General features: G+C 29.7%; 27 protein-coding genes and 1 pseudogene. 13 read left to right on the forward strand and 15 right to left on the reverse strand.

Going from position 1 to position 25,408, the window contains the following annotated elements:
- The first annotated feature begins 18 nt into the window (after positions 1 to 18).
- A complete protein-coding gene (locus OT390_RS03345) occupies positions 19 to 858 on the forward strand; it encodes an RsmB/NOP family class I SAM-dependent RNA methyltransferase (RefSeq protein ID WP_394535937.1) in 840 nt (279 codons plus the stop codon).
- Between the two features lie 175 nt (positions 859 to 1,033).
- Here the strand turns inward: OT390_RS03345 and msrA are convergent, their stop codons facing one another.
- Genes msrA through aspS form a run of 4 tightly spaced genes read right to left on the reverse strand, consistent with a single transcriptional unit; the run spans position 1,034 to position 4,426 of the window.
- Positions 1,034 to 1,531 carry a peptide-methionine (S)-S-oxide reductase MsrA gene (gene msrA, locus OT390_RS03350; protein WP_002898554.1) on the reverse strand — a complete coding sequence of 166 codons (498 nt, stop codon included), beginning with the start codon at positions 1,529 to 1,531 and terminating at the stop codon, positions 1,034 to 1,036.
- A gap of 40 nt (positions 1,532 to 1,571) precedes the next feature.
- Complete coding sequence (gene ppa / locus OT390_RS03355; protein ID WP_002867724.1) at positions 1,572 to 2,090, reverse strand: inorganic diphosphatase; 519 nt, start codon at positions 2,088 to 2,090, stop codon at positions 1,572 to 1,574.
- Positions 2,091 to 2,099: 9 nt separating this feature from the next.
- Positions 2,100 to 2,678, reverse strand: coding sequence for an adenylate kinase (locus OT390_RS03360; protein ID WP_002859580.1), 579 nt, complete (start codon positions 2,676 to 2,678; stop codon positions 2,100 to 2,102).
- The gene (aspS, locus tag OT390_RS03365; protein ID WP_002890710.1) at positions 2,675 to 4,426 is read right to left on the reverse strand and encodes an aspartate--tRNA ligase; all 1,752 of its coding nucleotides are present in this window, start codon (positions 4,424 to 4,426) and stop codon (positions 2,675 to 2,677) included. The genes OT390_RS03360 and aspS overlap by 4 nt, the downstream gene beginning before the upstream one ends.
- Positions 4,427 to 4,516: 90 nt before the next feature.
- Between aspS and OT390_RS03370 the strand changes: the two genes are divergently transcribed.
- From OT390_RS03370 to mrdA, 12 genes are all read left to right on the forward strand, one after another.
- Entirely contained in the window at positions 4,517 to 5,377 is an 861-nt protein-coding gene (locus OT390_RS03370) for an NAD(+) kinase (RefSeq protein WP_002859582.1), read from the forward strand.
- Positions 5,377 to 6,900 carry a DNA repair protein RecN gene (locus OT390_RS03375; protein WP_002875507.1) on the forward strand — a complete coding sequence of 508 codons (1,524 nt, stop codon included), beginning with the start codon at positions 5,377 to 5,379 and terminating at the stop codon, positions 6,898 to 6,900. Before OT390_RS03370 ends, OT390_RS03375 begins: the two co-directional genes overlap by 1 nt.
- A 105-nt stretch (positions 6,901 to 7,005) precedes the next feature.
- Positions 7,006 to 8,250 (forward strand): bile resistance response regulator CbrR, encoded by a 1,245-nt coding sequence (cbrR, locus tag OT390_RS03380; RefSeq protein ID WP_032584147.1) that lies wholly within the window; start codon positions 7,006 to 7,008, stop codon positions 8,248 to 8,250.
- On the forward strand, positions 8,241 to 9,056 hold the full coding sequence (locus OT390_RS03385; RefSeq protein WP_002852210.1) for a TatD family hydrolase: 816 nt from the start codon (positions 8,241 to 8,243) through the stop codon (positions 9,054 to 9,056). The genes cbrR and OT390_RS03385 overlap by 10 nt, the downstream gene beginning before the upstream one ends.
- On the forward strand, positions 9,056 to 10,174 hold the full coding sequence (locus OT390_RS03390; RefSeq protein WP_032586468.1) for a lytic transglycosylase domain-containing protein: 1,119 nt from the start codon (positions 9,056 to 9,058) through the stop codon (positions 10,172 to 10,174). The genes OT390_RS03385 and OT390_RS03390 overlap by 1 nt, the downstream gene beginning before the upstream one ends.
- Positions 10,134 to 10,961, forward strand: coding sequence for a septal ring lytic transglycosylase RlpA family protein (locus OT390_RS03395; RefSeq protein WP_406611514.1), 828 nt, complete (start codon positions 10,134 to 10,136; stop codon positions 10,959 to 10,961). Before OT390_RS03390 ends, OT390_RS03395 begins: the two co-directional genes overlap by 41 nt.
- 5 nt (positions 10,962 to 10,966) lie before the next feature.
- Positions 10,967 to 11,455, forward strand: a complete 489-nt coding sequence (locus OT390_RS03400) for an HAD-IIIA family hydrolase (RefSeq protein ID WP_002866504.1) — start codon at positions 10,967 to 10,969, stop codon at positions 11,453 to 11,455.
- A complete protein-coding gene (locus OT390_RS03405; protein ID WP_032586467.1) occupies positions 11,446 to 11,961 on the forward strand; it encodes a hypothetical protein in 516 nt (171 codons plus the stop codon). The genes OT390_RS03400 and OT390_RS03405 overlap by 10 nt, the downstream gene beginning before the upstream one ends.
- Positions 11,943 to 12,404, forward strand: a complete 462-nt coding sequence (locus OT390_RS03410; RefSeq protein ID WP_002859586.1) for an LptA/OstA family protein — start codon at positions 11,943 to 11,945, stop codon at positions 12,402 to 12,404. The genes OT390_RS03405 and OT390_RS03410 overlap by 19 nt, the downstream gene beginning before the upstream one ends.
- A complete protein-coding gene (gene yihA, locus OT390_RS03415) occupies positions 12,401 to 12,997 on the forward strand; it encodes a ribosome biogenesis GTP-binding protein YihA/YsxC (protein WP_002867727.1) in 597 nt (198 codons plus the stop codon). The genes OT390_RS03410 and yihA overlap by 4 nt, the downstream gene beginning before the upstream one ends.
- A complete protein-coding gene (locus tag OT390_RS03420) occupies positions 12,994 to 13,488 on the forward strand; it encodes a membrane protein (RefSeq protein WP_002852364.1) in 495 nt (164 codons plus the stop codon). The genes yihA and OT390_RS03420 overlap by 4 nt, the downstream gene beginning before the upstream one ends.
- The gene (gene mrdA, locus OT390_RS03425; protein WP_394535923.1) at positions 13,489 to 15,294 is read left to right on the forward strand and encodes a penicillin-binding protein 2; all 1,806 of its coding nucleotides are present in this window, start codon (positions 13,489 to 13,491) and stop codon (positions 15,292 to 15,294) included.
- A 120-nt stretch (positions 15,295 to 15,414) separates the two neighbouring features.
- Here the strand turns inward: mrdA and OT390_RS03430 are convergent, their stop codons facing one another.
- The 11 genes and pseudogenes from OT390_RS03430 to rplI all read right to left on the reverse strand — a co-directional run bounded on the left by OT390_RS03430 (position 15,415) and on the right by rplI (position 25,396).
- Positions 15,415 to 17,205: an aminopeptidase P family protein gene (locus OT390_RS03430; RefSeq protein WP_406611515.1), complete on the reverse strand. Its 1,791-nt coding sequence runs from the start codon at positions 17,203 to 17,205 to the stop codon at positions 15,415 to 15,417.
- Positions 17,202 to 18,773: a peptide MFS transporter gene (locus tag OT390_RS03435; protein ID WP_052800283.1), complete on the reverse strand. Its 1,572-nt coding sequence runs from the start codon at positions 18,771 to 18,773 to the stop codon at positions 17,202 to 17,204. The genes OT390_RS03430 and OT390_RS03435 overlap by 4 nt, the downstream gene beginning before the upstream one ends.
- 197 nt (positions 18,774 to 18,970) lie before the next feature.
- Positions 18,971 to 19,650: pseudogene (locus tag OT390_RS03440) on the reverse strand (oligopeptide:H+ symporter).
- Positions 19,651 to 19,689: 39 nt separating this feature from the next.
- Entirely contained in the window at positions 19,690 to 20,043 is a 354-nt protein-coding gene (locus OT390_RS03445; protein WP_002865666.1) for an amino acid transporter, read from the reverse strand.
- Positions 20,044 to 20,051: 8 nt separating this feature from the next.
- Positions 20,052 to 20,462, reverse strand: a complete 411-nt coding sequence (locus OT390_RS03450; RefSeq protein WP_032586461.1) for an amino acid transporter — start codon at positions 20,460 to 20,462, stop codon at positions 20,052 to 20,054.
- A 126-nt stretch (positions 20,463 to 20,588) separates the two neighbouring features.
- Entirely contained in the window at positions 20,589 to 21,137 is a 549-nt protein-coding gene (locus OT390_RS03455) for a hypothetical protein (RefSeq protein ID WP_032586459.1), read from the reverse strand.
- Positions 21,130 to 22,236, reverse strand: coding sequence for a hypothetical protein (locus tag OT390_RS03460; RefSeq protein WP_074470954.1), 1,107 nt, complete (start codon positions 22,234 to 22,236; stop codon positions 21,130 to 21,132). The genes OT390_RS03455 and OT390_RS03460 overlap by 8 nt, the downstream gene beginning before the upstream one ends.
- Complete coding sequence (gene era / locus OT390_RS03465; RefSeq protein WP_002869808.1) at positions 22,223 to 23,098, reverse strand: GTPase Era; 876 nt, start codon at positions 23,096 to 23,098, stop codon at positions 22,223 to 22,225. Before era ends, OT390_RS03460 begins: the two co-directional genes overlap by 14 nt.
- Positions 23,095 to 24,414: an ATP-dependent protease ATPase subunit HslU gene (gene hslU, locus OT390_RS03470; RefSeq protein ID WP_394535922.1), complete on the reverse strand. Its 1,320-nt coding sequence runs from the start codon at positions 24,412 to 24,414 to the stop codon at positions 23,095 to 23,097. The genes era and hslU overlap by 4 nt, the downstream gene beginning before the upstream one ends.
- Entirely contained in the window at positions 24,411 to 24,953 is a 543-nt protein-coding gene (gene hslV / locus OT390_RS03475) for an ATP-dependent protease subunit HslV (RefSeq protein WP_002781630.1), read from the reverse strand. Before hslV ends, hslU begins: the two co-directional genes overlap by 4 nt.
- Positions 24,953 to 25,396 (reverse strand): 50S ribosomal protein L9, encoded by a 444-nt coding sequence (rplI, locus tag OT390_RS03480; protein WP_394535921.1) that lies wholly within the window; start codon positions 25,394 to 25,396, stop codon positions 24,953 to 24,955. Before rplI ends, hslV begins: the two co-directional genes overlap by 1 nt.
- Positions 25,397 to 25,408: the final 12 nt, after the last annotated feature.

A 25,408-nucleotide genomic window follows, 5' to 3' on the forward strand; every position in this document is an offset into this window, starting at 1 on the left:
CTTTATACCAAAGATGAAATGCAAAATATTTTATCTTCTTTTGCTCAAGAAAAAAATGTTTGTGTATTTGCAAATACTTTAAAAACTAGCATTGAAGAATTAGAAAAAGAATTTTTAAAACAAAATTTAAAATTTAAAAAGATCAATGCTTATTGTTATTTGTTTGATGCCAAAGATAAGGCTATCTTAAGTTCTATGAAAGCTTTTAATGAGGCGCACTTTTATATACAAAATTATTCTTCTTATTTGTGTGCTTTAAATTTAGAGGTCAAAGCAGGGCAAAGGGTTCTTGATATGTGTGCAGCTCCGGGTGGCAAAAGTATCAATCTTGCAAATTTTATGCAAAATACAGGTTATTTAGCTTGCAATGAGATGAGTAGGGATAGATTTTTTATTTTGCAAAAAAATCTTAAAAATTACGGCGTGAATGCTAAAGTTTTTATGAAAGATGGTAAAAATATAGGCAATTTATGCCCTTTAAAATTTGATAAAATCTTACTTGATGCACCTTGTTCAACTTTTGCTAAAATAGGTTTTGATTTGGAAAAAAGTTATAAAGAAATCAAAAATATTGCAAAAACTCAAAAAAAACTTCTACATTCTGCTTTAAAGGCATTAAAAATAGGCGGAGAGCTTGTATATAGTACTTGCACCTTTACCAAGGAAGAAAATGAAGAAGTGATAGAGAATGCTTTAAAAAGTGAGTTTAAATTAGAGCTTTTAGATATTGATTTGGAAAATGTTGAGGCTAAAGCAGGGCAAAGTGAAGAATTTGCTGAAATTTCAAAATGCAGACGGATTTTACCAAGCTTAGACTATGATGGATTTTTTATAGCTAAGCTTAGGAAATTATGTTAATTAATAAAATTATTCACATTTAAATACAAATTCATAAAAAAACTTAAAAAACAATAAATAATTTTTTCTTTATTTTAAAGCTTAAAGTTCTATTTTTAAGTACTTTGAAAAGAAAATCACAGCGTGAAAAGGCTGTGAATAAAGTTGAAATTTTTTTAACCTTAAAAAGATGAAATTAGTCTGATTGTATTTTTTGCAGTTTTGGAGCTATTATAGCTTGACAATATCCTTGATTGGGATTATTTATAAAATAATGTTGATGATAGTTTTCAGCTTTGTAATAAGTTTGCAATCTTGAAATTTTAGTAACTATTTTTTTGCTAAATATTTTTTGCTGTTCTTCGATGAAATTTTGAGCTAAAATTTTATCTTCTTCATTTTCGTAAAAGATTATTGAGCGATATTGTATACCAATATCTCCACCTTGTTTATCTATACTTGTTGGATCATGAATTTTAAAAAAGAGTGTTAAGATTTCAAGAAGAGAGATTTGTTTTTCATCGTAATTTATTTTGACAACTTCTATGTTGCCATCACCATTACACACGCTTTCATAGCTAGGATTTGGATTTCCTCCGCTATATCCAACTTCAGTATCGATTACACCTTTTAGGCGTTCAAATACGGCTTCAACGCACCAAAAACAACCACCACCTAAAACGATATTTTTCATTGCGAGTTTTCCTTGAGTTTAGCCCTTTGAAGGGCTAGGATTATTTGTAGTTTTTGATTGCTTTTTCTAAAATTTCAATTGCAGCTTTTTCATCTTTGAAATCTTGCACTTTAACCCATTTATTTGGTTCTAAAATTTTATAAGTTTCAAAGAAATTTTTGATTTTATTTAAAGTTGCTTGTGGTAAATCTGTGTAAGTTTTTATATTATCATATCTCGCATCTATTTTTGAATTTGGAACTGCAAGAAGTTTTTCGTCCATTCCACTTTCATCTTCCATGATTAAAACACCGATTAAGCGACAAGGAATCACAGCTCCAGCTTGGATAGGATATTCATTAAGCACTAAAATATCTACAGGATCACCATCATCAGCCAAAGTATTAGCAATAAAACCATAGTTTGCTGGGTAAAACATCGCGCTAGCCATAACGCGATCTACCATGATAGCACCGCTATCTTTATCGATTTCGTATTTTATATTTGAGCCATATGGAATTTCAATTACGGCATTGATTTTATTTGGAATATCTCCGATTTTGATTTTGTTTAAATTCATTTTTTCTCCTTATATACTTTGAATTTTTTTAATCAGTTCTTTCATGTCTGCAACGATAGGTTCGATAGCGCGCTCTCCATCGATAATAAAATGAAGTTTTTTCTTTTGATAAAAATCTAAAATTTCATTTAAAGGTTCTGTATAAACTTTCATTCTATTGTAAAACACTTCTTCATTATCATCTGCGCCGCGATTTCTGCCTAAAACTCTTTCTTTGGCAACTTCTTCGCTTACTCTTACTTCTATGACGCCTTTAAGACAAATTTCATTTTGCTCACTTAAAACCTTATCAAATTCCATCATTTGCTCTACGCTTCTTGGATAGCCATCGATGATGATAGTTTTAGTTGGAGCAGCTTTTAGAGCACAAACTATAGTATTTATAACAACATCTAAAGGAACAAGATTGCCTTTGGAGATAAAACTATCTATAGTTTTTCCAAGCTCGCTCCCACTTGCTACTTCAGCTCTTAAAAGATCTCCTGTTGAATAGTGTGTAATATTTGTCGCATCTGCTTGTGCGATTAAACTAGCATCGGTAGTTTTTCCACTACCTGGTGCACCTATGATTAAAAACAATTCTTTCATTTTATATTCTCCCTTAATTTGATTCCTAATTCTCTCATTGCTTCATTGCTAGCAGGCGATGGTGCATCTGTCATTAAGCATTGCGCTCTTTGGGTTTTTGGAAAGGCTATAACCTCTCTTATGTTGTTTGCTCCTGTAACTAGCATGATGAGTCTATCAAGTCCTATAGCGATACCTCCATGTGGTGGAGCACCAAAACTTAAAGCATCAAGCAAGAAGCCAAATTTTTCTTTTTGTTGTTCTTCATCGATATTTAAAAGTTTAAATACTTTTTGTTGAATATCATTTTTATGGATTCTTATACTACCTCCACCTAGCTCAACGCCATTTAACACTACATCATAAGCAATAGATGAAATTTCTTCTAAATCAGTCTCATCAATATTTTTTGGCATGGTAAAAGGATGGTGCATCGCAGAATAACTTCCGTCATCATTTTGCTCAAACATAGGAAAATCAACAACCCATAAGAATTCCAAGGCATTTGGATCTATAAGTTTTAACTCGTTGGCTAAGAAAATTCTAAATCTTCCCATATAATCAAGCACGGTTTTTTTAGCTCCTGCACCGAAAAATACCACATCTCCTACTTCAAGCTCACAGCGTTTGCTTAGCTCATTTAAATCTTCTTCGCTAAAGAATTTACAAAGTGGACCTTTAAGCCCATCTTTTTTAACTTGTATGAAAGCTAAGCCTTGGGCGCCAAATTTACGCACAAATTCTTCAAATCTTTGCATTTGTCTTTTTGAAAAAATAGTATCGCCTTTTGGAACGCGTATGGCTTTGATGCGATTTTTCTTTGTATCTTTGGCAATATTTGCAAAAATTTCATTATTTGACTTAGTGAAAATATCAATCACATCAATAAATTTAAGATCAAATCTTAAATCCGGCTTATCAGAGCCATAATTTTCCATAGCGTCTTTGTATTGCATTTGTCTAAAAGGGGTTTGAATTTCTTTGCCGCAAGCTTTGAAAATATCTTTTAAAAAAGTTTCAGCTACCTTGATCACATCTTTTTGTTCGCAAAAGCTCATTTCAACATCAATTTGTGTGAATTCAGGTTGGCGATCAGCTCTTAAATCTTCATCTCTAAAACATTTTGCAATTTGAAAATAACGATCAAAACCGCTACACATTAAAAGTTGTTTGAAAAGCTGAGGGCTTTGTGGAAGAGCATAAAATTCACCCTGATGCACACGAGAAGGCACGAGATAATCTCTTGCGCCTTCGGGAGTAGCTTTGGTAAGAATAGGGGTTTCAACTTCTAAAAATCCCATATTTGCCAAAGAATTTCTAGCTGCTATACAAGCTTTAGAACGCAAGGCAAAATTTTCATAAAGTTTAGGATTTCTTAAATCTAAAAAGCGATATTTTAAGCGTAATTCTTCATTTACACTTTCATCAGCGATAGCAAAAGGAGGTACGGCACTTTCATTTTCTATGGTAAGTTTAGAAACAACTACTTCGATTTCTCCTGTTTTTAACTTAGGATTTACAAGTCCTTCGCCACGCGGACGAATAGTACCTTCTGTAATAAGTACAAATTCATTTCTTGCATTGGAAGCGATTTCATGAGCTTCTTTACTATCATTTGGATCGCAAACAAGTTGGATAATACCGCTTCTATCTCTTAAATCTATAAAAATAACTCCACCATGATCGCGGTAGCTATTTACCCAACCGCAAAGTTTAACGCTTTGACCAACATGGGAAATTCCCAAGTCTGTATTATAATGACTTCGCAAATTTATTCCTTGAAAAAGATTTTTTAAGATAATGAGCAAAATTATAGTATTTTTATTCTTTTGCTTTGCTAAGATTTGATATAATTTTTTATGCAAAATAAAATAGATTATAAAAATATTAAAAAAATTGGACTTGTTACGCGACCCAATGTGAGTTTAGATAAGGAAATTTTAAAACTTCAATCGATTTTATCTATATATAAAGTTGAACTTATATTGCTTAAAGAAAGTTCTGAAATTTTAGATTTGCCAAAGTATGGATTGGATGATTTGTTTAAAATATCCGATTTTGTTATTTCTTTAGGTGGAGATGGAACTTTGATTTCTTTATGCCGTAAAGCTTGTGAATATGATAAAGCAGTTTTAGGAATTCATGCTGGACATTTAGGTTTTTTAACAGATTTTAAAGTTGATGAAGCTGAAAATTTTTTTCAAGCTTTTTTTCAAGGAGAATTTAGAATAGAAAAGCCTTATTTGTTAAGTATTTTTTTAGAAGATAGGCAAGGAAAAATTTTAGAAAAATTGGCTTTTAATGATGTGGTTATCAGTAAAAACAATCAAGCTTCTATGGCTCATATAGAAGTTTTTAGAAAAGAAAAGAAATTTAATGAATATTTTGGAGATGGGCTTATTGTTGCAACTCCTGCGGGTTCAACAGCTTATAATTTAAGTGCAAATGGACCCATAGTTTATACTTTAGCTCAAGCTTTTATCTTAACTCCTGTTTGTTCTCATTCTTTAACACAACGCCCTATTGTCTTGCCAAAAGGTTTTGAAATAGAGATTATGGCAAAGGATTGCATGCTTTGCATTGATGGGCAAGAAAATTATAAAATGAATGATTTTAAAAGTATAAAAGTGGGTTTAAGTGATAAAAATGTGGCTTTAATTCATCCAAAAAATAGGGATTATTTTCAAATTTTAAAAGAAAAATTACACTGGGGAAATTGATGATAAATAGAATTTTTATGAAAGAAAATCTTGGTTTTAAAAAGGCTGAGCTTGAAATTTCTAAAGGGCTTACCGTTTTTACAGGCCTAAGTGGAGCTGGAAAATCGGTCTTGTTTAAAGGAATTTTATCCGCATTTTCTTTGAGTGAAAGTGAGGCTAAAATTGTCGAAATAGAAGTAGATGATAAGTTGGATTTAGAAAGTTTTGGTATAGAAAGTGAAGAGGAGAATGTTTTTAAGCTCTTAAAAGAAAAAAACACAAAATATTTTATTAACAATCAAAGCATAGCGAAAAAAAGTTTGCAAAATTTAAGTAAAACTTTTATTAAGTATTTAAGCGCAAAGGAAAATAACGAATTTGGAAATGAAAAATTTTTAAATCTCTTAGATGCCTTGGAGATGCAAGAAAATACAAATTTTGTTTCCTTTTTAGAAGATTTTAAAAAAGATTTTAATGCTTATAGTCAAATTTCTAATGAGCTTAATGCAATTTTAGAAGAAGAAAAAAAAGTAGAAGAATTAAAAGAACTAGCTAGAGCACAAATTGAAAAAATTTCAAGCATTAATCCTAAAATAGGTGAGTATGAAGAGCTTTTAATACTTAAAAAAAAGCTTTCTAAAAAAGATAAATTAGAAGAAGCTTGGAGTAAGGCAGAGCGTATTTTTGAGCTTGAAAAAGTTGTTATTGAAGCTTTAAATTTAAGCGAAGTTGATGCGAGTTTTTTTAGTGAATGTTTAAATGAATTGCGTGTGATTTGCGAAAATCAAAAAATGGAAGATTTGGATTTTGATGTGGAGGCGCTTTTAGATCGCATTGAAAATTTATCCTATCTTATCAAGCGTTATGAAAGCATAGAAAATGCTTTAGAAGTTTTAAAACAAAAAAAATATGAGCTAGAGCATTATGAAAATTTAAGTTTTGAAAAAAAAGAACTTGAAAAAAAATTTCAAGAATTAAAACAAAAATTAGAAGAAAAAGCACAAATTTTAACTCAAACAAGAAAGAAAAACCTTAAAAAATTAGAAAAATGTTTAAATAATTATCTTAAAGATCTTTATATGAAAGATGCAAGTTTGACGCTTAAAGAAAATGAAAAAATTTCAATTTTAGGCAAAGATGAGATAATGCTAGATATTAATTTAGCTCATTTAAAAAATTTAAGTTCGGGTGAATTAAATCGCTTAAGACTTGCTTTTATAGCCACAGAATGTAATATTTTAAATACAGGCAAAGGGATATTATTTTTAGATGAAATTGATGCAAATTTAAGCGGAAAAGAGGCTATGAGTATAGCTAAGGTTTTAGAGGAACTTTCTAAGTTTTATCAAATTTTTGCTATTTCTCATTTGCCTCAACTTTCCTCTAAGGCACATAATCATTTTTTAGTTGAAAAAAATGGTGAAGAAAGTAAGGTAAAAAAGCTTGATCAAGAAGAAAGAATTAAAGAACTTGCTAGGATGGTAAGTGGAGAGCTTGTTAGTGATGAAGCGATCGAATTTGCTAAGACCTTATTTAAGAATTAAGCGGATTTTTTATTTTGCTATGTTAAAATATATAACTATAAAAATTTCCTTTCTTTTGAAACAAATATAATAAAAAATTTTAGATATAAAGGTATTTTACACACTATGAATAAGAAAATTTTAATTATTGATGACAATAAAATGCTCGGCAAACTTTTGGCTAAAAAAATTCAAATGACTTTAGATTATGAGGTAGATATTGCTTTTGGTTTTGCTGAAGCTAAGGAGTTAATGAATAATGATTATTTTTTAGCTTTTGTGGATTTATGCTTGCCAGATGCCCCAAATGGTGAAGTTGTGGATTATGTTATAGAAAAGAAAATTCCTGCTATTGTTCTTACGGCTAGTGGTGATAAGGCTACTAAAGAAAAATTTATGGATAAAGATATATTAGATTATATTTTTAAAGAAAGTGAAACTTGCATTGATGAGATTATTAGTTCTATTGTAAAACTTAATCAATATGCAAAAACTAAAGTGATTGTAGCTATGAGCAAGCTACCTGAACGTAATGAAATTAAAAAAATACTTACTCAAAGACAATTTAATGTTTTAGCTGCGGCTCATGGCGAAGAAGCAATGAGTTATTTAAATGATAATAATGATGTTAAGCTTATTATAGCAGATGTCAATATGCCAGTAATTAGCGGTTTTGAGCTTTTGACTCAAGTAAGAGAACGTTTTAGTGATGATGAATTAGGTGTGATTCTTTTGGGGGATCATAATGATTCATTTGAAGCGAATTCTTTTAAAAATGGAGTTAATGAGTATTTGTTTAAGCCTTTAAGCAAAGAAAGTTTTAATTGTCGCTTAGATCGTTGTTTATCTTACATGGATGATAAAAAATTTTTAAGCACTTATAATGTTTTAGATCCTGTATCTGGGGTTAAAAATTATAATGCTTTAATCGATGGAATAGATGATTATTTTAACGAAATAGCAACAAAAGACGAGGAATTTGCTTTTGCTTTCTTAGATATAGATAATCTTCAAATGATTAACGATGAATACGGCCGTGAAGTTGGTGATGAAGTAATTAAAATCTGCGCCAATGAAATAGTTAATGAAACTAAAGGAAGAGATCTTGTAGGTAGATATAGTGCAGAAAAAATTTGTATTTTACTTAAAAATATATCTCAAGAAAGAGCGATTAAAATCTTTTCTCGTATACGAGTAAATATAAAAAAGGCTGGTGTTTTGGTTAATTTAGATGAAGTCTTTTTTACAGCTTCTATAGGCGTGGTTTTTGGAAAAAGTGGAGATAAGATTGATTCTTTGGTTGATAAAGCAAGTAAAATATTGTCTCAAGCAAAAGATAATGGCAAGGATAGAGTTGAAGTATGTTCTTAAATCTTGATTTTCAAGATGGTTTAAGGATTGTTGATACACATTGCCATCTAGACAGTGAAGCATTTAAAGATGATTTAGATGAAACTTTAAATCGTGCTTTTAAAAATGGTATAGAGAAAATCATCATACCTGGTGCTGATATAAAAGATTTGCCCTATGCAGCTACAATTGCTCATAAATATAAAAATATTTTTTTTGCAGCAGGGGTGCATCCTTATGAAATTGATAATTATGATGAGAAAATTTTAAGGCAGTATTTATGCGATGAAAAGTGTGTAGCTGTAGGTGAATGTGGGCTTGATTATTTTCGTTTTAAAAGTGATCTTGCTGAAGAAATTCAAAAAGAAAAAGAAAATCAAAAAAAGATTTTTATCGCACAGCTTGAACTTGCTATTGAATTTAAAAAACCTGTTATCATTCACTCAAGAGAAGCAAATCATGATACCTATGAGATTTTACATGGGTATTCTAAGGATCTTGTAGGAGGAGTTTTACACTGCTTTAATGCAAGCGAACATTTGCTAACTCTTTTTGAAGATGGATTTTATTTTGGTATTGGGGGAGTTTTAACTTTTAAAAATGCTAAGAAATTAGTTGAAATTTTACCTAAAATTCCAAAAGATAGACTACTACTTGAAACTGATGCTCCATATCTTACTCCAGAGCCTTATCGCGGTAAAAGAAATGAACCTTTGTTAACTCAATTTGTAGCAAACAAAATGTGTGAAGTATTGAATTTATCAAGAAAAGAGCTTCTAGAAATTTGTTTTAACAATTCTGAAAAATTATTTTTTAAAGGTTATTAATGAAAAAAAAATTATTGTGTTTTTTAATATGTTTTAATTTTCTTTTTGCACAAATTAATACTCCTGAATTTTATGAAAGACAAATGAATGTTTTAAGAAATTTAGATATTAATCCAAGTTTTATTAGTGATTTGATTTTTGTGCAAACTCAACAAGATATAAAATCAAAACATGCTCAAACTTTAATAGATAGTATGCAAAATTTTTCAAAAGTTACTCCTATGATAAGAAAAATTTTAGCCCAGCAGGAAGTTCCTGATGAGATTTTGTATCTAGCTATGGTTGAATCAGGCTTGAAAACTCATAGTGTTTCTAATGCCAAGGCTGTAGGGGTTTGGCAATTTATGCAACCAACAGCTAGAAATTTGGGTTTAAGAATCGATGCTTATGTTGATGAAAGGCGTGATCCGGTCAAGTCAACTTATGCCGCTACAAATTATTTAAAAGAGTTAAAAGAAGAATTTGGCAAATGGTATTTAGCACTTTTAGCTTATAATTGCGGAAATGGCAAGCTAAGACAAGCTATCAAGCAAGCAGGAAGTGATGATTTAAGTGTTTTATTGAACCCTGATAAGAAATATCTTTCTTTAGAAACTAGAAATTTTATAAGAAAGATTTTAACGCTTGCTTTTTTAGCTAATGATAGGGATTTTTTGCTAGATAAAGATGCGTCTTTAATGAATTATGCTTTAAGCAATGAATTTGCAAAAGTTGATGTGCCTTCTTCTGCATCTTTAAAAGAAATAGCTAAAAATTTAAATATGGATCTTGCAACTTTTAAGAAATATAATCCACAATTTAAACATAATTTTACGCCTCCTGGTAAAGGGTATTATATGTATATACCACTTAATAAAGTAGCATTTTTTGATAAAAATTTTAAAGCAGAAAAACTTGCAAAGGTTGATACAACTATACCTATGACAAGAACTTATACCGTTAAGTCTGGTGACTCTTTATATAAAATAGCAAAAAATTATAATATAAGTGTTGATGAAATTCGAGAATTCAATAAAATAGCAAAAAATCATCTTAGTATTAATCAAAAATTAATTATACCAATCAAGGAGAATAAAAATGCAAATAAAAACAATTACACTAAAGTTGTCAGCCGTTAGTCTAGGGGCTTTATTTTTTAGTGGTTGTTTAGGCACTAGTTTTTTTTCTAGCTTGGATAATGCTCAAGTGTATTATCCTTCAAATGATTTTAAAAGCAGTCCTAGTTCTTCAGGGGCTAAAGGAACGATGAAGCCTTATACTATCAACGGTAAAACTTATTATCCTACTGTCGTAGCAGTAGGCGAAACTGCTGATGGTATTGCGAGTTGGTATGGGCCAGGCTTTCACGGCAAGAAAACCTCTAATGGCGAAACCTATAATCAAAATGCTTTAACCGCGGCTCATAAAACTTTACCTATGAATACCATCTTAAAAGTAACCAATCTAAATAACAATCGTCAAGTTACCGTTCGTGTGAATGATAGAGGTCCTTTTGTAAATAATCGTATTATAGATTTATCAAAAGGAGCTGCTAGTCAAATTGATATGATTGCTTCAGGAACAGCTCCAGTAAGGCTTGAGGTTATAGGGTTTGGATCAAGTAATTCGGGTAATAATATTGTACATTCTAATGTAAACTATGGAAATAGTGGAGAGATTGCAAATAATGGACAAATTTATGAAGGTGGAAATTTCATGGTTCAAATTGGAGCCTTTAAAAACCCAGCTGGAGCACAAACGATAGCAGCAAGATATAAAACTTATAGAACTTATAGCTCTACTATACGCACAAGTTCAGTGGATGGGTTAAATCGCGTTTTCTTAACAGGCTTTAGAAGTGAAGATGAAGCAAGGGATTTTGCTGCAAGTGGTGCATTTACAGGTGCATTTGTTGTAAGAGAGTAGAAATTATGACAGAATTGATTTTTTTGGATGTAGATGGCTGTTTAACTGATGGAAAAATTATTTATACTTCTAATGGAGAATTTATTAAAGAATTTGATGTAAAAGATGGAGCAGCTATCGAGGCTTGGCTAAAGCTTGGTAAAAAAATTGCTATTATTACAGGTAGAAATTGTCCTTGTGTTGAAAAAAGAGCTAAAGATTTAAAAATAGAAATTTTATATCAAGGCATCAAGGATAAGTTAGCTTGTGCAAAAGAAATTTTACAAAAACTTAATTTAGATTTTTCTCAGTGTGCGGCTATTGGGGATTATTTTAACGATAAGGCTTTGCTTGAAAGTGTAGGACTTAGTTTTAAGCCAAAAGATGGTCATAAAGATTTAAATGTAGACATAGTGCTTAGCAAAAAAGGTGGTAAGGCTGCTGTAGCACAGATGATAGAAATTTTAGTAGAAAAAAATCATCTAGAAGAAGAATGGAATAAGCTTTGGCTATAAAAATTTTTGGAATTTTAATTGCTCTTTTTACAATTACTTTTACGATTTTAAGTTTGCAAGATCCATATTCTTTGAATTTGCAAACTAATGCTTTAAATTTTAAAAATATTGAGGCTAAAAATTTGAAAGCTTATGAGAGTAATACTAGTACAATTAAGGCATATTATAAGGCAAATTCTTGGGTGAGATATGCAGATAGAGATGAATTTAATGATTTTATTACTTTAAATTTAGATTTTAATCTTAGTGCAAATCGTTTAGAATTTTTTAATAAAGATATGAGCAAGGTTTTATTTGAAGGAAATGTTACTTATATAGGTGCTAATAATGTCAAAATTATTTCCCAAGAGGTAGAATACGAACCTAAGAATAAAGTTCTATATATAAATACTGATTTTAAAGCTCTAATTAATGGAAGTATTATTAACGGAAATACTTTAAACTATGATGTAAAAAACAAAATTTTAAATATCCAAGGAGTAAATGCGTGGTTGCAAGACAAATAATTTTATTGTTAGCTTGTGTAAGTGTAACTTGGGCAACTCAAATTGAAGTAAAAGCTTTAAATTTTTACTCAGATGAAAATAAGGGTGAAAGTATTCTTAGTGGAAATGTAGAAGTAATTAGAGGTGATGATATTTTAAATTCTGAAAAATTGATTATTTATACGGATAAAAATCGCAAACCTATTCGTTATGAAGCAATGCAAAATGCTAGGTTTAAGATTGTTTTAAAAGGTAAAACTTATAAAGGTAGTGGAGATAAATTTATTTATAATGTTATTAAAGATACTTACGAGATTAATGGTCATGCTTATATAAATGAGCTTGGAAGCAATCAAAAACTTTTTGGTGATAAAATAATAGTCGATAGAAAAGCTAATATTTATCGAGTGGAGAGTAAGGATCAAAAACCTGCTCGTTTTGTATTTGACCTTAAAGACAAATGATAATTAGTGCTAAATTTATCACTTCTTTAGTGAAATTTGATGAGAATTTGAGCTCAAATTTTAGTGAAGTAGCATTTTTAGGGCGTTCTAATGTCGGAAAAAGTTCTTTAATCAATTCTTTGTGTAAACAAAAAAATTTAGCCAAAAGTTCGGCAACTCCTGGAAAAACTCAGCTTATAAATTTTTTCGAAGTAATTTGCAAAAGAAATGAAGAAAAATTTAATATCAATTTTATCGATTTGCCAGGGTTTGGTTATGCAAAGGTTTCTAAAAATTTAAAAGAAATATGGAATCAAAACTTAGATGAATTTTTAAAATTAAGAACCTCGATAAAGTTATTTATACATTTAATCGACTCAAGACATACTCATTTAGAGATCGATGTAAATTTAAATGACTATTTGAAAAGATTTTTACGACCTGATCAAAAAATTTTAAAAGTTTTTACCAAATGCGATAAATTAAATCAAAGTGAAAAAGCTAAGTTAAAAAATGAATTTAAAGACTCTATTTTAGTTTCAAATTTGAATAAATTTGGCCTTGATTCTTTAGAAGATATTATTATCAATCAAACTTTAGGTCTTGATAAATGAGAAGAAATTTAAGTGCTTATAAAGCAAAATTTAATGGAGCTTATGTCTTTTTAGGATTTTTTTTTCTAATTTATCAGATTCTTGGTTCGACTTTTGTATATACCCCGTTACTTTATGGGATTTTTTTCTGTTATATGTTTTGCTTATTAGAAGAGAGAGAGAGAACTTTTTCAAAGCTTGATTTTAGATGGTATTTTTCTTTATTTTTTTTATTTTTTACTGATATAACTTATAATTTTTTTATTTTTTCATCTTGGTTGGCATTTTTTATTTTTTATTATCTTTGTGCAGATTGGATTAAGACAAATTTAAAAATTGGTAAATTTATCCCTGTTGTTTTTGTGCTTTGTGCTTACGGCATTATTTTGTTTTTGGATATGATATTGTCTTATATTGGAGATGAAAAAATTAAAATTTTAGGATGGGCGTATATTGTTTCAGTTTTTATAGAATGTTGTTTAGCTTATGTGTTTTTTAAAGGTAAAATTTAAATGAGAATGCGTTTAGTTGTTGGATTTATACTATTGTTTTTTATATTTTTATTAAGTCGTGTGTATTATTTGAGTATAAAATCAAATGTATATTATGAAGAGCTTGCTAAACAAAATGCCATAAAAACTGAATTTTTACCACCTGTTAGGGGTCAAATTACAGATAGAAATGGAACTTTATTGGCTATTAATGATTTGGGTTTTAGTATTTCTATTAAACCTTATTTAAGTATTAAAAAGTCAAATAAAGGAATTTTAGATAAAGAATTATCTGAACTTACAAATTTATTTCCCGATTTAAATGCTAGTAAATTAGCAGAAATTTATAAGAGAAATGATTCTTACTATAATCAAGATTTTATTAAAGTTGTAGATTTTATACCCTACGATGAGATTATTCCGCATTATTCAGAGTTAAATCTTAATAAAACAATAAAAATAGATCCTGTTGTAAAAAGAAAATATCCTTTTGGAAAATTGGCTTCGCATATTATTGGGTATGTAGGTAAGGCAAATTTGCAAGATGTTCAAGAAAATGAAATAGCAAAACTTTCTAACTATACGGGAAAAAGCGGTATAGAACGCTATTATAATGATATTTTACAAGGAGAAAAAGGAACTAGGGTTTATAAGGTTAATGCCTTAAATCAAGAAGTAGAACAGCTTTCTTACACTCCTGCTATGTCTAATGATATAGAACTTACGATAGATATAGAGCTTCAGTCTTATTTAACTTCATTGTTTGAAGGGAATGCTGGAGCTGCTATAATTATGAATGTAAATGATGGATCTATTTTAGCTGCAGGGAGTTTCCCTGAATATGATCTTAATCCTTTTGTAACAGGGATTTCTTTTAAGGATTGGGATGAGCTTTCAAATAGTCTTGATCATCCTTTTACAAATAAACTTATAAATGGATATTATCCTCCAGGTTCTGTTGTAAAAATGGGAGTAGGGCTTTCTTTTTTAAATTCTAAAAATATTAGCCCGTCGACTCAATATGTTTGCAATGGAAGCATTGAGCTTGGAGGCAGGTTTTTTAGATGTTGGAATCGATCAGGCCATGGACCTGTGGATTTAAAACATGCGATAAAATATAGTTGTGATGTTTATTTTTATAATGGCAGTTTGCAAGTTGGAATCGATCAAATAAGTGAAACTTTATCTCGCATTGGCTTTGGAGCGAAAACAGGGGTAGATTTACCTAGTGAATTTGTAGGAACTTTACCAAGCAAAGAATGGAAGATGCAAAGATATAGACAATCTTGGTTTCAAGGTGATACTTTAAATACAGCCATAGGTCAAGGTAATTTTCTTGCAACACCTATGCAAATTGCTAGATATACGGCTCAAATCGCAAAAGGTGGAGAGGTTATACCTCATTTTTTAAAAAGCATAGAAAATAATAATACAACTATAGAAAATCAAATGGATGAAAATAAAAAAGAAATTTTTACTTTATTTGAAAAGAGTCAATTGCCTTATATAAGAGATGCAATGTATGCCGTTGCCAATGAGCAAGGAGGAACCTCTTATCGTTATTTGCATAATCTTGATGTGAAAGTTGCAGCAAAAACAGGAACCGCTCAGGTTGTGGGATTTTCACAAACAGATAAAAATAGGGTCGATGAAAAACAATTTGAGTATTATACTAGATCTCATGCGTGGCTTACTTCTTATGCTCCTTATTCTAAGCCAAAATATGTAGTTATCGTTCTTTTGGAGCATGGTGGGAGAAATATTACTTCAGGGGCAACTGTAGCTAAAATTTATCAAAAAATGATTGATCTTGGATATTTTAAATAATTTTTAGTTGTAAATTGAGTTTTTCAAAAAAAACTTTTTTAGCAATTGGTTTAAAAACCTTGTATTAAATAAATTATAAGTTTAATACAAGGAAAATTTATCTATATTAACAAAAGTATCTTAAAAGATGGCTTTTGTTCTTTTTTCAAGCCAAACTAGAGCTTTTGGATAATCACCTAGCTTAGGAGAAAGTTTTTCAAATACTTCTTTGTGGTAATTGTTTAACCACTCTTTTTCTTTTTCATCTAACATTTTTGTATCAATACAAGATATTTCAAAAGGACAAAGAGTAACAGGTTTAAAGTATAAAAACTCTCCAAAATCTTTATTTTTAGGATTTTCTACTTTGGTATGAATAACTAAATTTTCAAGTCTTATACCCCATTTACCTACTTTATAAATACCTGGTTCTATGGAGGTTAGCATACCTTCTTTGGCTTTTGTTTTTTCAAGCACAGGGGATAGATAAGATAAAACTTGTGGACCTTCATGGACATTTAAAAAATATCCCACGCCATGTCCTGTGCCGTGTATATAGTCAATTTGTTCTTTCCATAAAGGTGCGCGTGTGATTGCATCAAGTAAGGGCATAGCTATATCTTTTGGAAAAATTGCACTGGAAATGGCAATATGTGCTTTTAAAACCAAGGTATAGTCATGAATTTGTTCTACATTAGCCTTTCCTATTGGTACAACGCGTGTAATATCTGTTGTGCCGTTTTTATATTGTCCACCAGAATCAATAAGTAAAAGCCCATCTTTTTTAAGATAAGCAAAACTCTCTTTTGTGGCTTTATAATGTGGATATGCTGCATTTTCGTTAAAGCCTGCTATAGTGGCAAAACTATCACTTATGTAGTACTTGCTTTGTGCTCTAAATTCGCTTGCTTTAACATCTATGTCTAATTCGCTTATTAGTTCTTTATTTTCTATCGCTTCTTCAAGCCAGGCAAAAAATTTACATAAAGCCACTCCATCTTCTATCATAGCATCTTGTATATGCGCTATTTCTTTTGTATTTTTAGCTGCTTTTAAGTGAGTGCTTGGATTAATTTCTTGAATGATTTTTACGCTTTTATCTAAAGAATTTATGAGTAAAGCGGTCATTTTTGAAGGTTCAATAAGCAAATTTGTATTTGCAAGTTTTTCAAGCTCCATGATGATTTCATCATAATTTTTAAGCCAAAACCCATCTAAATTTAATTTTTTTTCAAGTTCTGAATTTACTTTTTTCTGATCAACAAAAAGCAAGGCTTTGTCCTCCAAGATTAGCAAATGACTTAAAAATACAGGATTATAATTTACATCATTCCCTCTTAAATTTGTAAGCCAAGCTATATCATCAAGGCTGGAGATTAAATGAGAGGTAACATTTAAATTTTTCATTTTTTGACGCACTAATGCTAATTTTTCTTTTCTTGAGTAAGAGCAGTATTCTAGTTCGTGTTCATAAATTTTTTCTTGTGGTAAAGTGGGACGATCTTTCCAAAGCGGACTTATCAAATCTATATGTTTTAAATTTGCCTTGCAATTAATCTTTAAATCTTTTTGCAAAGATAAAGGTAAAAGTGCAAAATCGATGCCTAAAATTTGATCTTCGCTTAAATTTTTTTCCAACCATTTGGTAAAAGTATTTTTAGCATCTTGCTTTTGTAAAAGTATGCCACTACCTTCTAATTCCTTTTGTGCTTGAAGCCAATATCTTCCATCTACCCACAAAAAGCCCTCTTCTTGTGTGATAAGAACTGTTCCAACAGAACCCTTAAAGCCACTGATAAAGACTCTGTTTTTGTAATATTCTGGTAAATATTCGCTCAAATGCGGATCCGCGCTTAAGATGAGATAGGCGTCAATATTATTTTCTTTCATTAATCTTCTAAGTTCTAATACTCTTTGTTTGTAAATACTCATATTTTCTCCTTAATATTAATTTTTAGTATTTTATTGATAGGTTTTTTGAGTATAAGTAAAATTATAACAGCACCAAGTAATATCCACATATATTGGTAAAATAAATTTGGCAAATAAGCTATATTTTCTTCACTTGCTTTACCACCTATGAATCCAGCTAAAGCATTACCTAATGCACTTGCTACAAACCAAAGTCCCATGACTTGAGATTTAATTAAATTAGGTGCAATTTTTGTCATTATAGAAAGTCCCACAGGGGAAAGGCAAAGCTCTCCTAAAACCATAAGCAAAAAGCTACTGACAAGCCACCAAGGTGAAACTAAAATAATTTGTGATGAATTTTCTAAATTTTCTCTTAATGTATTAGCATCGCCATTTAAACTAATTGCATGATTTGAAGCTAAAGCCATTATTAAAAATGCCAAAGCTGCACCCAAAAGTCCTAATGCAAATTTAATAATAGATGAAATTTCTTTATTATTTTTGGCACATATAGTCCATATAAAAGCACTAAAAGGTGCAAAAAGTATAACAAATAAACCTCCAAGAGATTGAAACCATATTGTAGGAATTTCATAATTTAATATGGTTTTATCTGTTAATTTTTCTGCAAAAAAATTAAAAGAAGTGTATTGTTGCTCATATACTGACCAAAATAACGCAGCCGCTAAAAATAAAACAATAAAAATAATTAAATTTCTTTTTTCTTCTATTTTTAAAGAAGTAAAAGCGAAAAGATATAAAAAATAAATTCCAGCACAAGCTAAGATAGTTAGAATAATATTTTTATTAATAACTTGTGCATCTAATTTTATAAAACTACCAAGGATTAAAAATATTGCTCCAAGCAAAACAATACCTGATACAATGATGATGTAAAATGCGTTTTTGCTTTTTTTGCTTGGTCTATCCCAAGTAGAGTCTATGCCAACTTTTTCATCAAATTCTTTTAAATCAGGCATAGTTTTTAGGTAGAAAATAATTACCGCTAAAAGCATACCAATCCCACCTGCACCAAAACCAAAATGCCATCCGTATTCTTTTTGTAAAAAGCCGCAAATTAAAGGAGCTACAAAAGCACCAAAATTAAAGCACATATAAAAAAGAGTAAAACCAGAGTCACGCCTTGCATCATTTTTTTTATAAAGCATTCCAACCATTACAGAAGCACAAGTTTTAAAAAGTCCTGTACCTATAACCAAAAAAACCATACCAACAAAAATCATTTTATTGTTAAAATAAGAAAAGGCTATGCACAAATGTCCAAATGCTATAGTTAAAGCACCTAGTAAAATTGCTCTTTTTTGTCCTAAGTAATTGTCCGCAAGCCATCCACCTGGCAAAGCAGCAAGATATAAACAACTTGCAAAAATTCCCATAATTGCACTTGCTTCTTCAGGTTTTAAGTTCATTCCACTTTTTTCAAAACTTGCTATCATAAAAAGGTAAAGCAAGGGACGAATTCCGTAAAAAGAAAATCTTTCCCAAAGCTCAGTAAGTGAAAGAGATAAAAGTGGTTTTGGATGTCCAAAAAATGAAGTATCTAAATTTTTTACATTTTTACTCAATTTATATCCTTTGTGTATTTTTATTTATAAATTATAGACAAGAAATTAAAAAATATGTATAACTTTGTAATATTTTTAAATGATTTATATCATAATGTTACTTTTTTGCAAATATAAAAAAAGAAATATTAAGATCAATTTTCAACTTTGGTGTATTTTGTATTTTAAGTTTAGTTAGATAATTGCTTATTTTTTTGTTAAGATGGTTTTTTAGCAATAAAAAGCAAAAGTGCTACAACAAAAAGCATCCACATGCATTGTCCAAAAATATTAGGAAGTTGATCGATGTTTTTAATATTGACATTTCCTCCTATAAGTCCTGTAACAAAATTTCCAAGCGCACTTGCTACAAACCAAAGTCCCATGATTTGATTTTTGATTAAATCAGGGGCAACCTTAGCCATTATAGAGAGTCCAATAGGAGACACGCATAATTCCCCAAGTGTTAAAAAGAATATACTTATGATAATCCAAGCCATGGATATTGGCAAACCATTGTTGTTTATTAGATTTTGTGAAGCAAAGGTCATCATCATAAAACCAATACCGGCAAATAATATTCCTAAAGTAAATTTTCCAATGGAAGAAAAATATATATTTTTTTCTCTAAAAATATCCAAATATAACTTGCTATAGGAGCAAGTATGATGATAAAAATTGGATTAAAAGATTGAAACCAGTTTGTTGGAATTTTCCAATCAAAAATATTTCTATTTGTAAAATCTTGCGCAAAAAGATTATAAGCAGTAGGTTTTTGTTTAAAAGCACTCCAAAAAAAAGTGGCTGCAAAGAATAAAACAATTAAAATTGTTAATTGCTGTTTTTCTCTTTTATTTAAAGCTTTAAAAACAAAAAGATATATGAAATAAATTACCAAGCATAGTAAAATTACAATTAGAAGTTTTTTTTGATAGTATTATATGGGATTAATATTTACAAGATTAATAAACATTAGAAAAAATCCAATAATACTTAACAAGCTTATACTTAGTATAAGAGTTAAATTTTTTACTTTTTTAAATGGTTGTTCCCAGTTTTGCTTTAAGGTACAATTTTTATGAAATTCTTCAAGCTCAAGGGCAGCTTTAAAATATAAAATAAGCAAAGAGATTAGCATACCTAAACCTCCTATGACAAATCCTAAATGATAATTCCATTTTGCTTGAACAAAACCACATATAAGAGGAGCAATGAATGCTCCAATGTTAATTCCTATATAAAAAATCGTATAGCCAGTATCGCATCTTGTATCATTTTGTTTATACAACATTCCAACTGTTACAGAAGCGTTAGTTTTAAAAAATCCAGTACCAATAACGATAAAAGAAGTCCTAGGAAAAATATAGGTGTGCTTAAAATAGATAAGGCTATGCTAATATGTCCTAAAGCTATAATAAAAGAACCTAAAAATAAAGCCTTTTTTTGCCCTAAATAATTATCAGTAATCCAGCCTCCAGGAAGTGCTGCTAAATACAAGCATCCTGCAAAAATGCCATAAATTGCCGAGGCGTATTCAGTGCTTATTCCAAGTCCACCTTTGCTTATGGTTGTTGCCATGAAAAGCACAAGTAAAGATCGTATGCCATAAAAAGCAAATCTTTCCCAAAGTTCTACCATTGATAGAGAGAATAAAGGCTTGGGATGACCTAGTAAATTTGTATCGAGTTTTTGTATTTCTTGTTTAGTCACTTCCCAATACCTTTCTTTTTTATGCTTAAAATATTTTAACTAATAGTAATAGAAAAATAATTAAATTACAATATTTTTAAATATTTTTTTTATAATAATATTTAAAAATATAATATTTTAATATTATTATAAATTAACAAATTTAAACATTAAATCAAGCTTTAATTTTAAACCCTGTGTATTGTATAGTTTTATTTTATCAATTTTTAAAGCTATAGGAAGATTTTCTAAATTTTGTATAAAATTGAGCAAGTCTTTAAAGTTGCCATTTAAACTTAGAGAAGCATAATTATAGTGAATAAAATTTTTGTTTTCTTGGGAAAATTTTATTTCATTAATGATTAAATTTTTGGATAAATTATTGATTTTTTTATTGAAAAAATCTTTATCATAAAAAAATAAATGCAATTTTTCTTTATAGTATTTTAATTTTTCTTCTTCTGTTTTTATCTGTTTTGTTAGCTTTGTCTCTATTTCTTTAAGATGTGAATTTTCTATTTTTGCTTCATTTAATGCAAGGTAATTATGTTCTACTAATGTTTTTTGAAAAATATCTTCCAAAAAGTGATCGTGAATTTTAAAAGCTAAAAACAAAGCACAAAGGCAGATAAAAGAAATAAAAAGAAATTTTTCCCTAGGATTTAAATTTTGCAAAAATATTTCTATTTTATTCATGTATGACTTCTAATATGATATTAAATGTTTCTTCATTTTTATCAAGAATTTTAAAAGCAGAATTTAGATTTTCTAATGCTCTTTTAAAGTGGTTTTCATCGATAAAAGAAAGAATGATTTTTGTTTGTTCAAATTCAAGATTTGTGATTTTAAGTTTATTGGAATTAAGCCATGATATGATTTGATTTAGAATGATTGCCTTATTTTTGTCTAAATTGATTTCTTTTGTTATGGTGGATAAAATATGAAATTGTTGTTGTGTAGATGATATTTTATTAGAAAGAGTAAAGTTTAAATCTTGTATGTTTGTTAATAATTTTTGCTTATCTTGTTTTAGTTTAGAAATTTCTTCTTGTATGATAAAATTTTTATTTTGAATTTCCTTATTTTGTTTGTACTCTATAAAATCTTTAAATAATAAAATCATCATGCTAAGACTAAAGCTAAAAATAAATATTAATATAATTTTAAAAGAAATAGATATTTTTATTTTATTATGCTTGATAAAATTACAATTTTGATCTAGATTTTTTATACTATATGAACTTAATTTCAATAAACTATTTTTATCAAGAATATCATTTAGATTTAAACATTTTATTTGAGATGAGAAGTAATGTTTGATTGTATCCAAATCCTGATAAAGTAGCAATTTGCTTTCATAGTGTTTTAAAAGTTCTGTAAATCGATTTTGTTTAAAAAATAAATCCATATTACCTGGATTGAAATTTTCGATTTTTTTAAGATTGATAAATTTTCCTTCTTGGTAAAAATATAAATATAAAGTTTGATCATATAAATTTAAAACACAATAATCACTTTCCTCAATAAATCTTTCATCAAACAAAGCTTGAAAAATTAAAGGCTCAGGAAAGCAAAAACGACTTTTTTTCAATTTGTAAACAGGCGCTAAAAAACAATGATAAATTTCATTATGTTTAAAAAAAGCTATTTGATAGTCAAAGGGTTTGCTTAGCTTAAAATCTGCGGTTAAATTGTTAAAAAGTTCGTCTTCTTTGGATATTCCTGTTCTTTGAGCATAAAGCAAATCTGTAGATTTTATAAAATTTATTTTATTTAATGAATTAATTTTCATCATTTAAAAGTTTTTTTAAAAATTCTTCATCTTTTTGCCAGTTTTTTTTCACTGTTACGAAAAGCTTTAAAAGTACTTTTTTTTGTGCAAGTTTTGAAATTTTAAAGCGTGCATCTTTGCCTATTCTTTTTAAAGTTGCCCCTTCTTTTCCTATAAGCATACCCTTGTGAGAGTTTGTATCTGTGATGATATTGGCTTCTAGGATTAAAAGATTAGGTGTGTCTTTGGTGCGATTGATAAGCACTTCACTACTATAAGGAAGCTCATCGCTTAAATTTTCATAAATACTTTCAAGTATGAAATCTCTATAAAGTTCTTTTTCGCTACTCGCACTTAAAAATTCAGGATCATAAAAATACTCATGTTCATCAAGGTATTTTACTATCTCATCTAACAAGCCTTTTTTATAGCTTTTTTTCTTAGAAGAATAAGGAATGATAGCCTTAAAATGTTGGCTAAATTTTGCATATTCGCTAAGTTTTTTTAAAAGCGTAGCATTGTCGGTTAAATCTACTTTATTTAAAGCGATGATATGTGATGCTTGTGGGTTTAGACTAAGGAAATTTTCATAGTCTTTTGTACTATCAAAAACACTTGCCACAAATAAAATCACATCACAATCTCCCATGGATTTAATAGCACTTTGGACAAGCAGTTGATTAAGCGTAGCACCGCTTTCGTGAAGTCCTGGGGTATCGATGAAAATGATTTGATTTTTTTCATGCATCACTATGGCTTTGATTTTACGCCTTGTGGCGTTTTGTTTGTGAGAAACTAGGGCGATTTTTTCTTCTAATAAGGAATTGATTAAAGTACTTTTTCCTGCATTAGTACGCCCTATGATACTAACAAAGCCACTTTTCACAAAATATACCTTGCAAGATCTTTATTTTCTATGATATCTCCGAGTTTTTCTTCTACCATTTTTTTATCCACTACGAATTTTTTACCCGCATACTCATCAGCTTCAAAGCTTAGATCTTCAAGTAATTTTTCTATTACAGTATGTAAGCGTCTAGCACCTATATCTTGCATTTCTTCATTGGCTCTTGAAGCTATTTTTGCTATTTCTTTAATAGCTTCATCATTAAATTCAAGTTCTAAATTTTCAGTTTTTAAAAGCTGAGAGTATTGTTTTAAAAGTGAATTTTTAGGGCGTGTTAAAATTTCATAAAGAGCTTTATCATCAAGACTATCTAATTCCACTCTTAAAGGAAAGCGTCCCTGAAGTTCAGGGATAAGATCACTTGGTTTGCTAAGATGAAAAGCCCCTGCAGCGATAAAAAGAATATGATCGGTTTTTAAAGTACCTATTTTTGTTTGTACATTTGATCCCTCGACTATAGGAAGTAAGTCTCTTTGCACCCCTTCTTTACTTGGATCTTGGCGGTTTGAATTTCCGCTTGAAACAGCGATTTTATCGATTTCATCAATAAAAATAATACCTTCATTTTCCGCTCTTTTTAAGGCTTCGCTTTTGATGCTTTCTTGGTCTAGGATTTTTTCTCCTGCTTCATTTTTTAAAGCATTTTTAGCGTCTTTGATTTTCATTTCTTTTTTGACTTTTTTACTGCCAACGCCTATAACCTTAACTATATCTTGCATTGCACCCATTTCAGGAGGTAGGTTAGGATTGGTATCGAACATATTTTGTGAAATTTCTATCTCTATGGTGCTTTCATCAAGATCACCATTTCTTAGTTTAGTTCTCATTTTTTCAAGACTGTTTTTATATTCTTCTTGTTTTTCATCGCTGATACCCTTTGGTAAAGGTGGCAAAAGTTTTTCTAAAATTTTATTTTCTATAAATTCATCGATTTTATCTTTGTTTTTTTCTCTTTGCTCATTTTTTACCAAATTTAAAGCTGCATTGGCAAGATCTCTTACCATGCTTTCTACATCACGACCTACAAAACCTACTTCAGTATATTTACTCGCCTCGATTTTGATGAAAGGAAAGCCCATCATTTTAGCTAAACGCCTAGCGATTTCTGTTTTTCCTATACCTGTAGAACCTATCATCAAGATATTTTTTGGCACTATATCATCTTGCAACTCAGGGCTAAGTTGCATTCTGCGGTAGCGATTTCTTAAAGCTATAGCTATGATTTTTTTAGCTTTTTTTTGTCCTATAACATAATCATCTAAAAATTTAACAATTTCTTTTGGAGTTAGATTCATTTCTCATCCTCGATTACATAAGTTTTGATATTGGTATTGGTATAAATGCAAATTTCACCTGCGATTTGAAGGCTTGATTTTACAAGTTCTTCTTCATCTAAATCGGTATGTTTTGCTAAGGCTCTAGCAGCTGAAAGTGCATAGTTTCCACCACTTCCTATAGCTGCGATTTGCCCATCTTCAGGTTCGACCACATCGCCTGTACCAGAAAGTAGAAAAATGTGATTTCTATCAAGTACGAGCATCATGGCTTCAAGTTTTCTTAGGTATTTGTCTTTTCTCCATTCTTTAGAAAAGTCAATCGCTGCTTTTAAAAGATCGCCTTTAGAACTTTGAAGGAGATTTTCAAACATATCAAAAAGATTAAAAGCATCAGCTGTTGATCCTGCAAAACCTGCTAAAACTTTGCCATTGTTGAGTTTTCTAATCTTTACAGCATTGCCTTTTAGCACCGTATTTCCAAAGCTTACTTGTCCATCTCCGCCAATTACGGATTTATTTTTACCTTTGTAAGCTAAAATCGTTGTTGCGTGAAACATTATTCTGCCTTTATATTTATGTTAAATTTAGCATGGATTGCGTGTCCAAGTTTTACGCTTACTTCGTGGATTCCTAAGCTTTTTAAGGTATCACATTCTAAACTTTTTTTATCGATTTCTATATGGCTTTGTTCTTTTAGGGCGTGAGCGATTTCATCTTTGGTTACGCCACCAAACAAACTTCCATTTGCACCTATGGGTTTTGAAATTTCAAGAGTGATTTTGCTAAGTTCTTCTTTGAGTTTTTCTAAATTTGCGATTTCAAAGCGTAAATTTTCAGCCTCTTTTTTCTTGTCGCTTTCATATTTTCTTAAAACTTCATTAGTAGCTGCTTTAGCAAAGCCTTTAGCGATTAAGAAATTTTGTCCGTAACCGTCTTTTACTTCTTTTATTTCTCCTGCTTTTCCAAGTGCTTTTACATCTTTGATTAATAATACTTTCATTTTATTCCTTTA

It is taken from the genome of Campylobacter sp. CFSAN122748 (assembly GCF_045277125.1).
Lineage (GTDB): Bacteria > Campylobacterota > Campylobacteria > Campylobacterales > Campylobacteraceae > Campylobacter_D > Campylobacter_D jejuni.

What these genes read in the sequence shown, in the direction of transcription:
- OT390_RS03345 (WP_394535937.1), top strand. Translation starts at nt 19, where the DNA reads ATGCAAAATATTTTATCTTCTTTTGCTCAAGAAAAAAATGTTTGTGTA.
- msrA (WP_002898554.1), bottom strand. Translation starts at nt 1,531, where the DNA reads ATGAAAAATATCGTTTTAGGTGGTGGTTGTTTTTGGTGCGTTGAAGCC.
- ppa (WP_002867724.1), bottom strand. Translation starts at nt 2,090, where the DNA reads ATGAATTTAAACAAAATCAAAATCGGAGATATTCCAAATAAAATCAAT.
- OT390_RS03360 (WP_002859580.1), bottom strand. Translation starts at nt 2,678, where the DNA reads ATGAAAGAATTGTTTTTAATCATAGGTGCACCAGGTAGTGGAAAAACT.
- OT390_RS03370 (WP_002859582.1), top strand. Translation starts at nt 4,517, where the DNA reads ATGCAAAATAAAATAGATTATAAAAATATTAAAAAAATTGGACTTGTT.
- OT390_RS03375 (WP_002875507.1), top strand. Translation starts at nt 5,377, where the DNA reads ATGATAAATAGAATTTTTATGAAAGAAAATCTTGGTTTTAAAAAGGCT.
- cbrR (WP_032584147.1), top strand. Translation starts at nt 7,006, where the DNA reads ATGAATAAGAAAATTTTAATTATTGATGACAATAAAATGCTCGGCAAA.
- OT390_RS03385 (WP_002852210.1), top strand. Translation starts at nt 8,241, where the DNA reads ATGTTCTTAAATCTTGATTTTCAAGATGGTTTAAGGATTGTTGATACA.
- OT390_RS03390 (WP_032586468.1), top strand. Translation starts at nt 9,056, where the DNA reads ATGAAAAAAAAATTATTGTGTTTTTTAATATGTTTTAATTTTCTTTTT.
- OT390_RS03395 (WP_406611514.1), top strand. Translation starts at nt 10,134, where the DNA reads ATGCAAATAAAAACAATTACACTAAAGTTGTCAGCCGTTAGTCTAGGG.
- OT390_RS03400 (WP_002866504.1), top strand. Translation starts at nt 10,967, where the DNA reads ATGACAGAATTGATTTTTTTGGATGTAGATGGCTGTTTAACTGATGGA.
- yihA (WP_002867727.1), top strand. Translation starts at nt 12,401, where the DNA reads ATGATAATTAGTGCTAAATTTATCACTTCTTTAGTGAAATTTGATGAG.
- OT390_RS03420 (WP_002852364.1), top strand. Translation starts at nt 12,994, where the DNA reads ATGAGAAGAAATTTAAGTGCTTATAAAGCAAAATTTAATGGAGCTTAT.
- mrdA (WP_394535923.1), top strand. Translation starts at nt 13,489, where the DNA reads ATGAGAATGCGTTTAGTTGTTGGATTTATACTATTGTTTTTTATATTT.
- OT390_RS03430 (WP_406611515.1), bottom strand. Translation starts at nt 17,205, where the DNA reads ATGAGTATTTACAAACAAAGAGTATTAGAACTTAGAAGATTAATGAAA.
- OT390_RS03445 (WP_002865666.1), bottom strand. Translation starts at nt 20,043, where the DNA reads ATGTTGTATAAACAAAATGATACAAGATGCGATACTGGCTATACGATT.
- OT390_RS03455 (WP_032586459.1), bottom strand. Translation starts at nt 21,137, where the DNA reads ATGAATAAAATAGAAATATTTTTGCAAAATTTAAATCCTAGGGAAAAA.
- OT390_RS03460 (WP_074470954.1), bottom strand. Translation starts at nt 22,236, where the DNA reads ATGATGAAAATTAATTCATTAAATAAAATAAATTTTATAAAATCTACA.
- hslU (WP_394535922.1), bottom strand. Translation starts at nt 24,414, where the DNA reads ATGAATCTAACTCCAAAAGAAATTGTTAAATTTTTAGATGATTATGTT.
- hslV (WP_002781630.1), bottom strand. Translation starts at nt 24,953, where the DNA reads ATGTTTCACGCAACAACGATTTTAGCTTACAAAGGTAAAAATAAATCC.
- rplI (WP_394535921.1), bottom strand. Translation starts at nt 25,396, where the DNA reads ATGAAAGTATTATTAATCAAAGATGTAAAAGCACTTGGAAAAGCAGGA.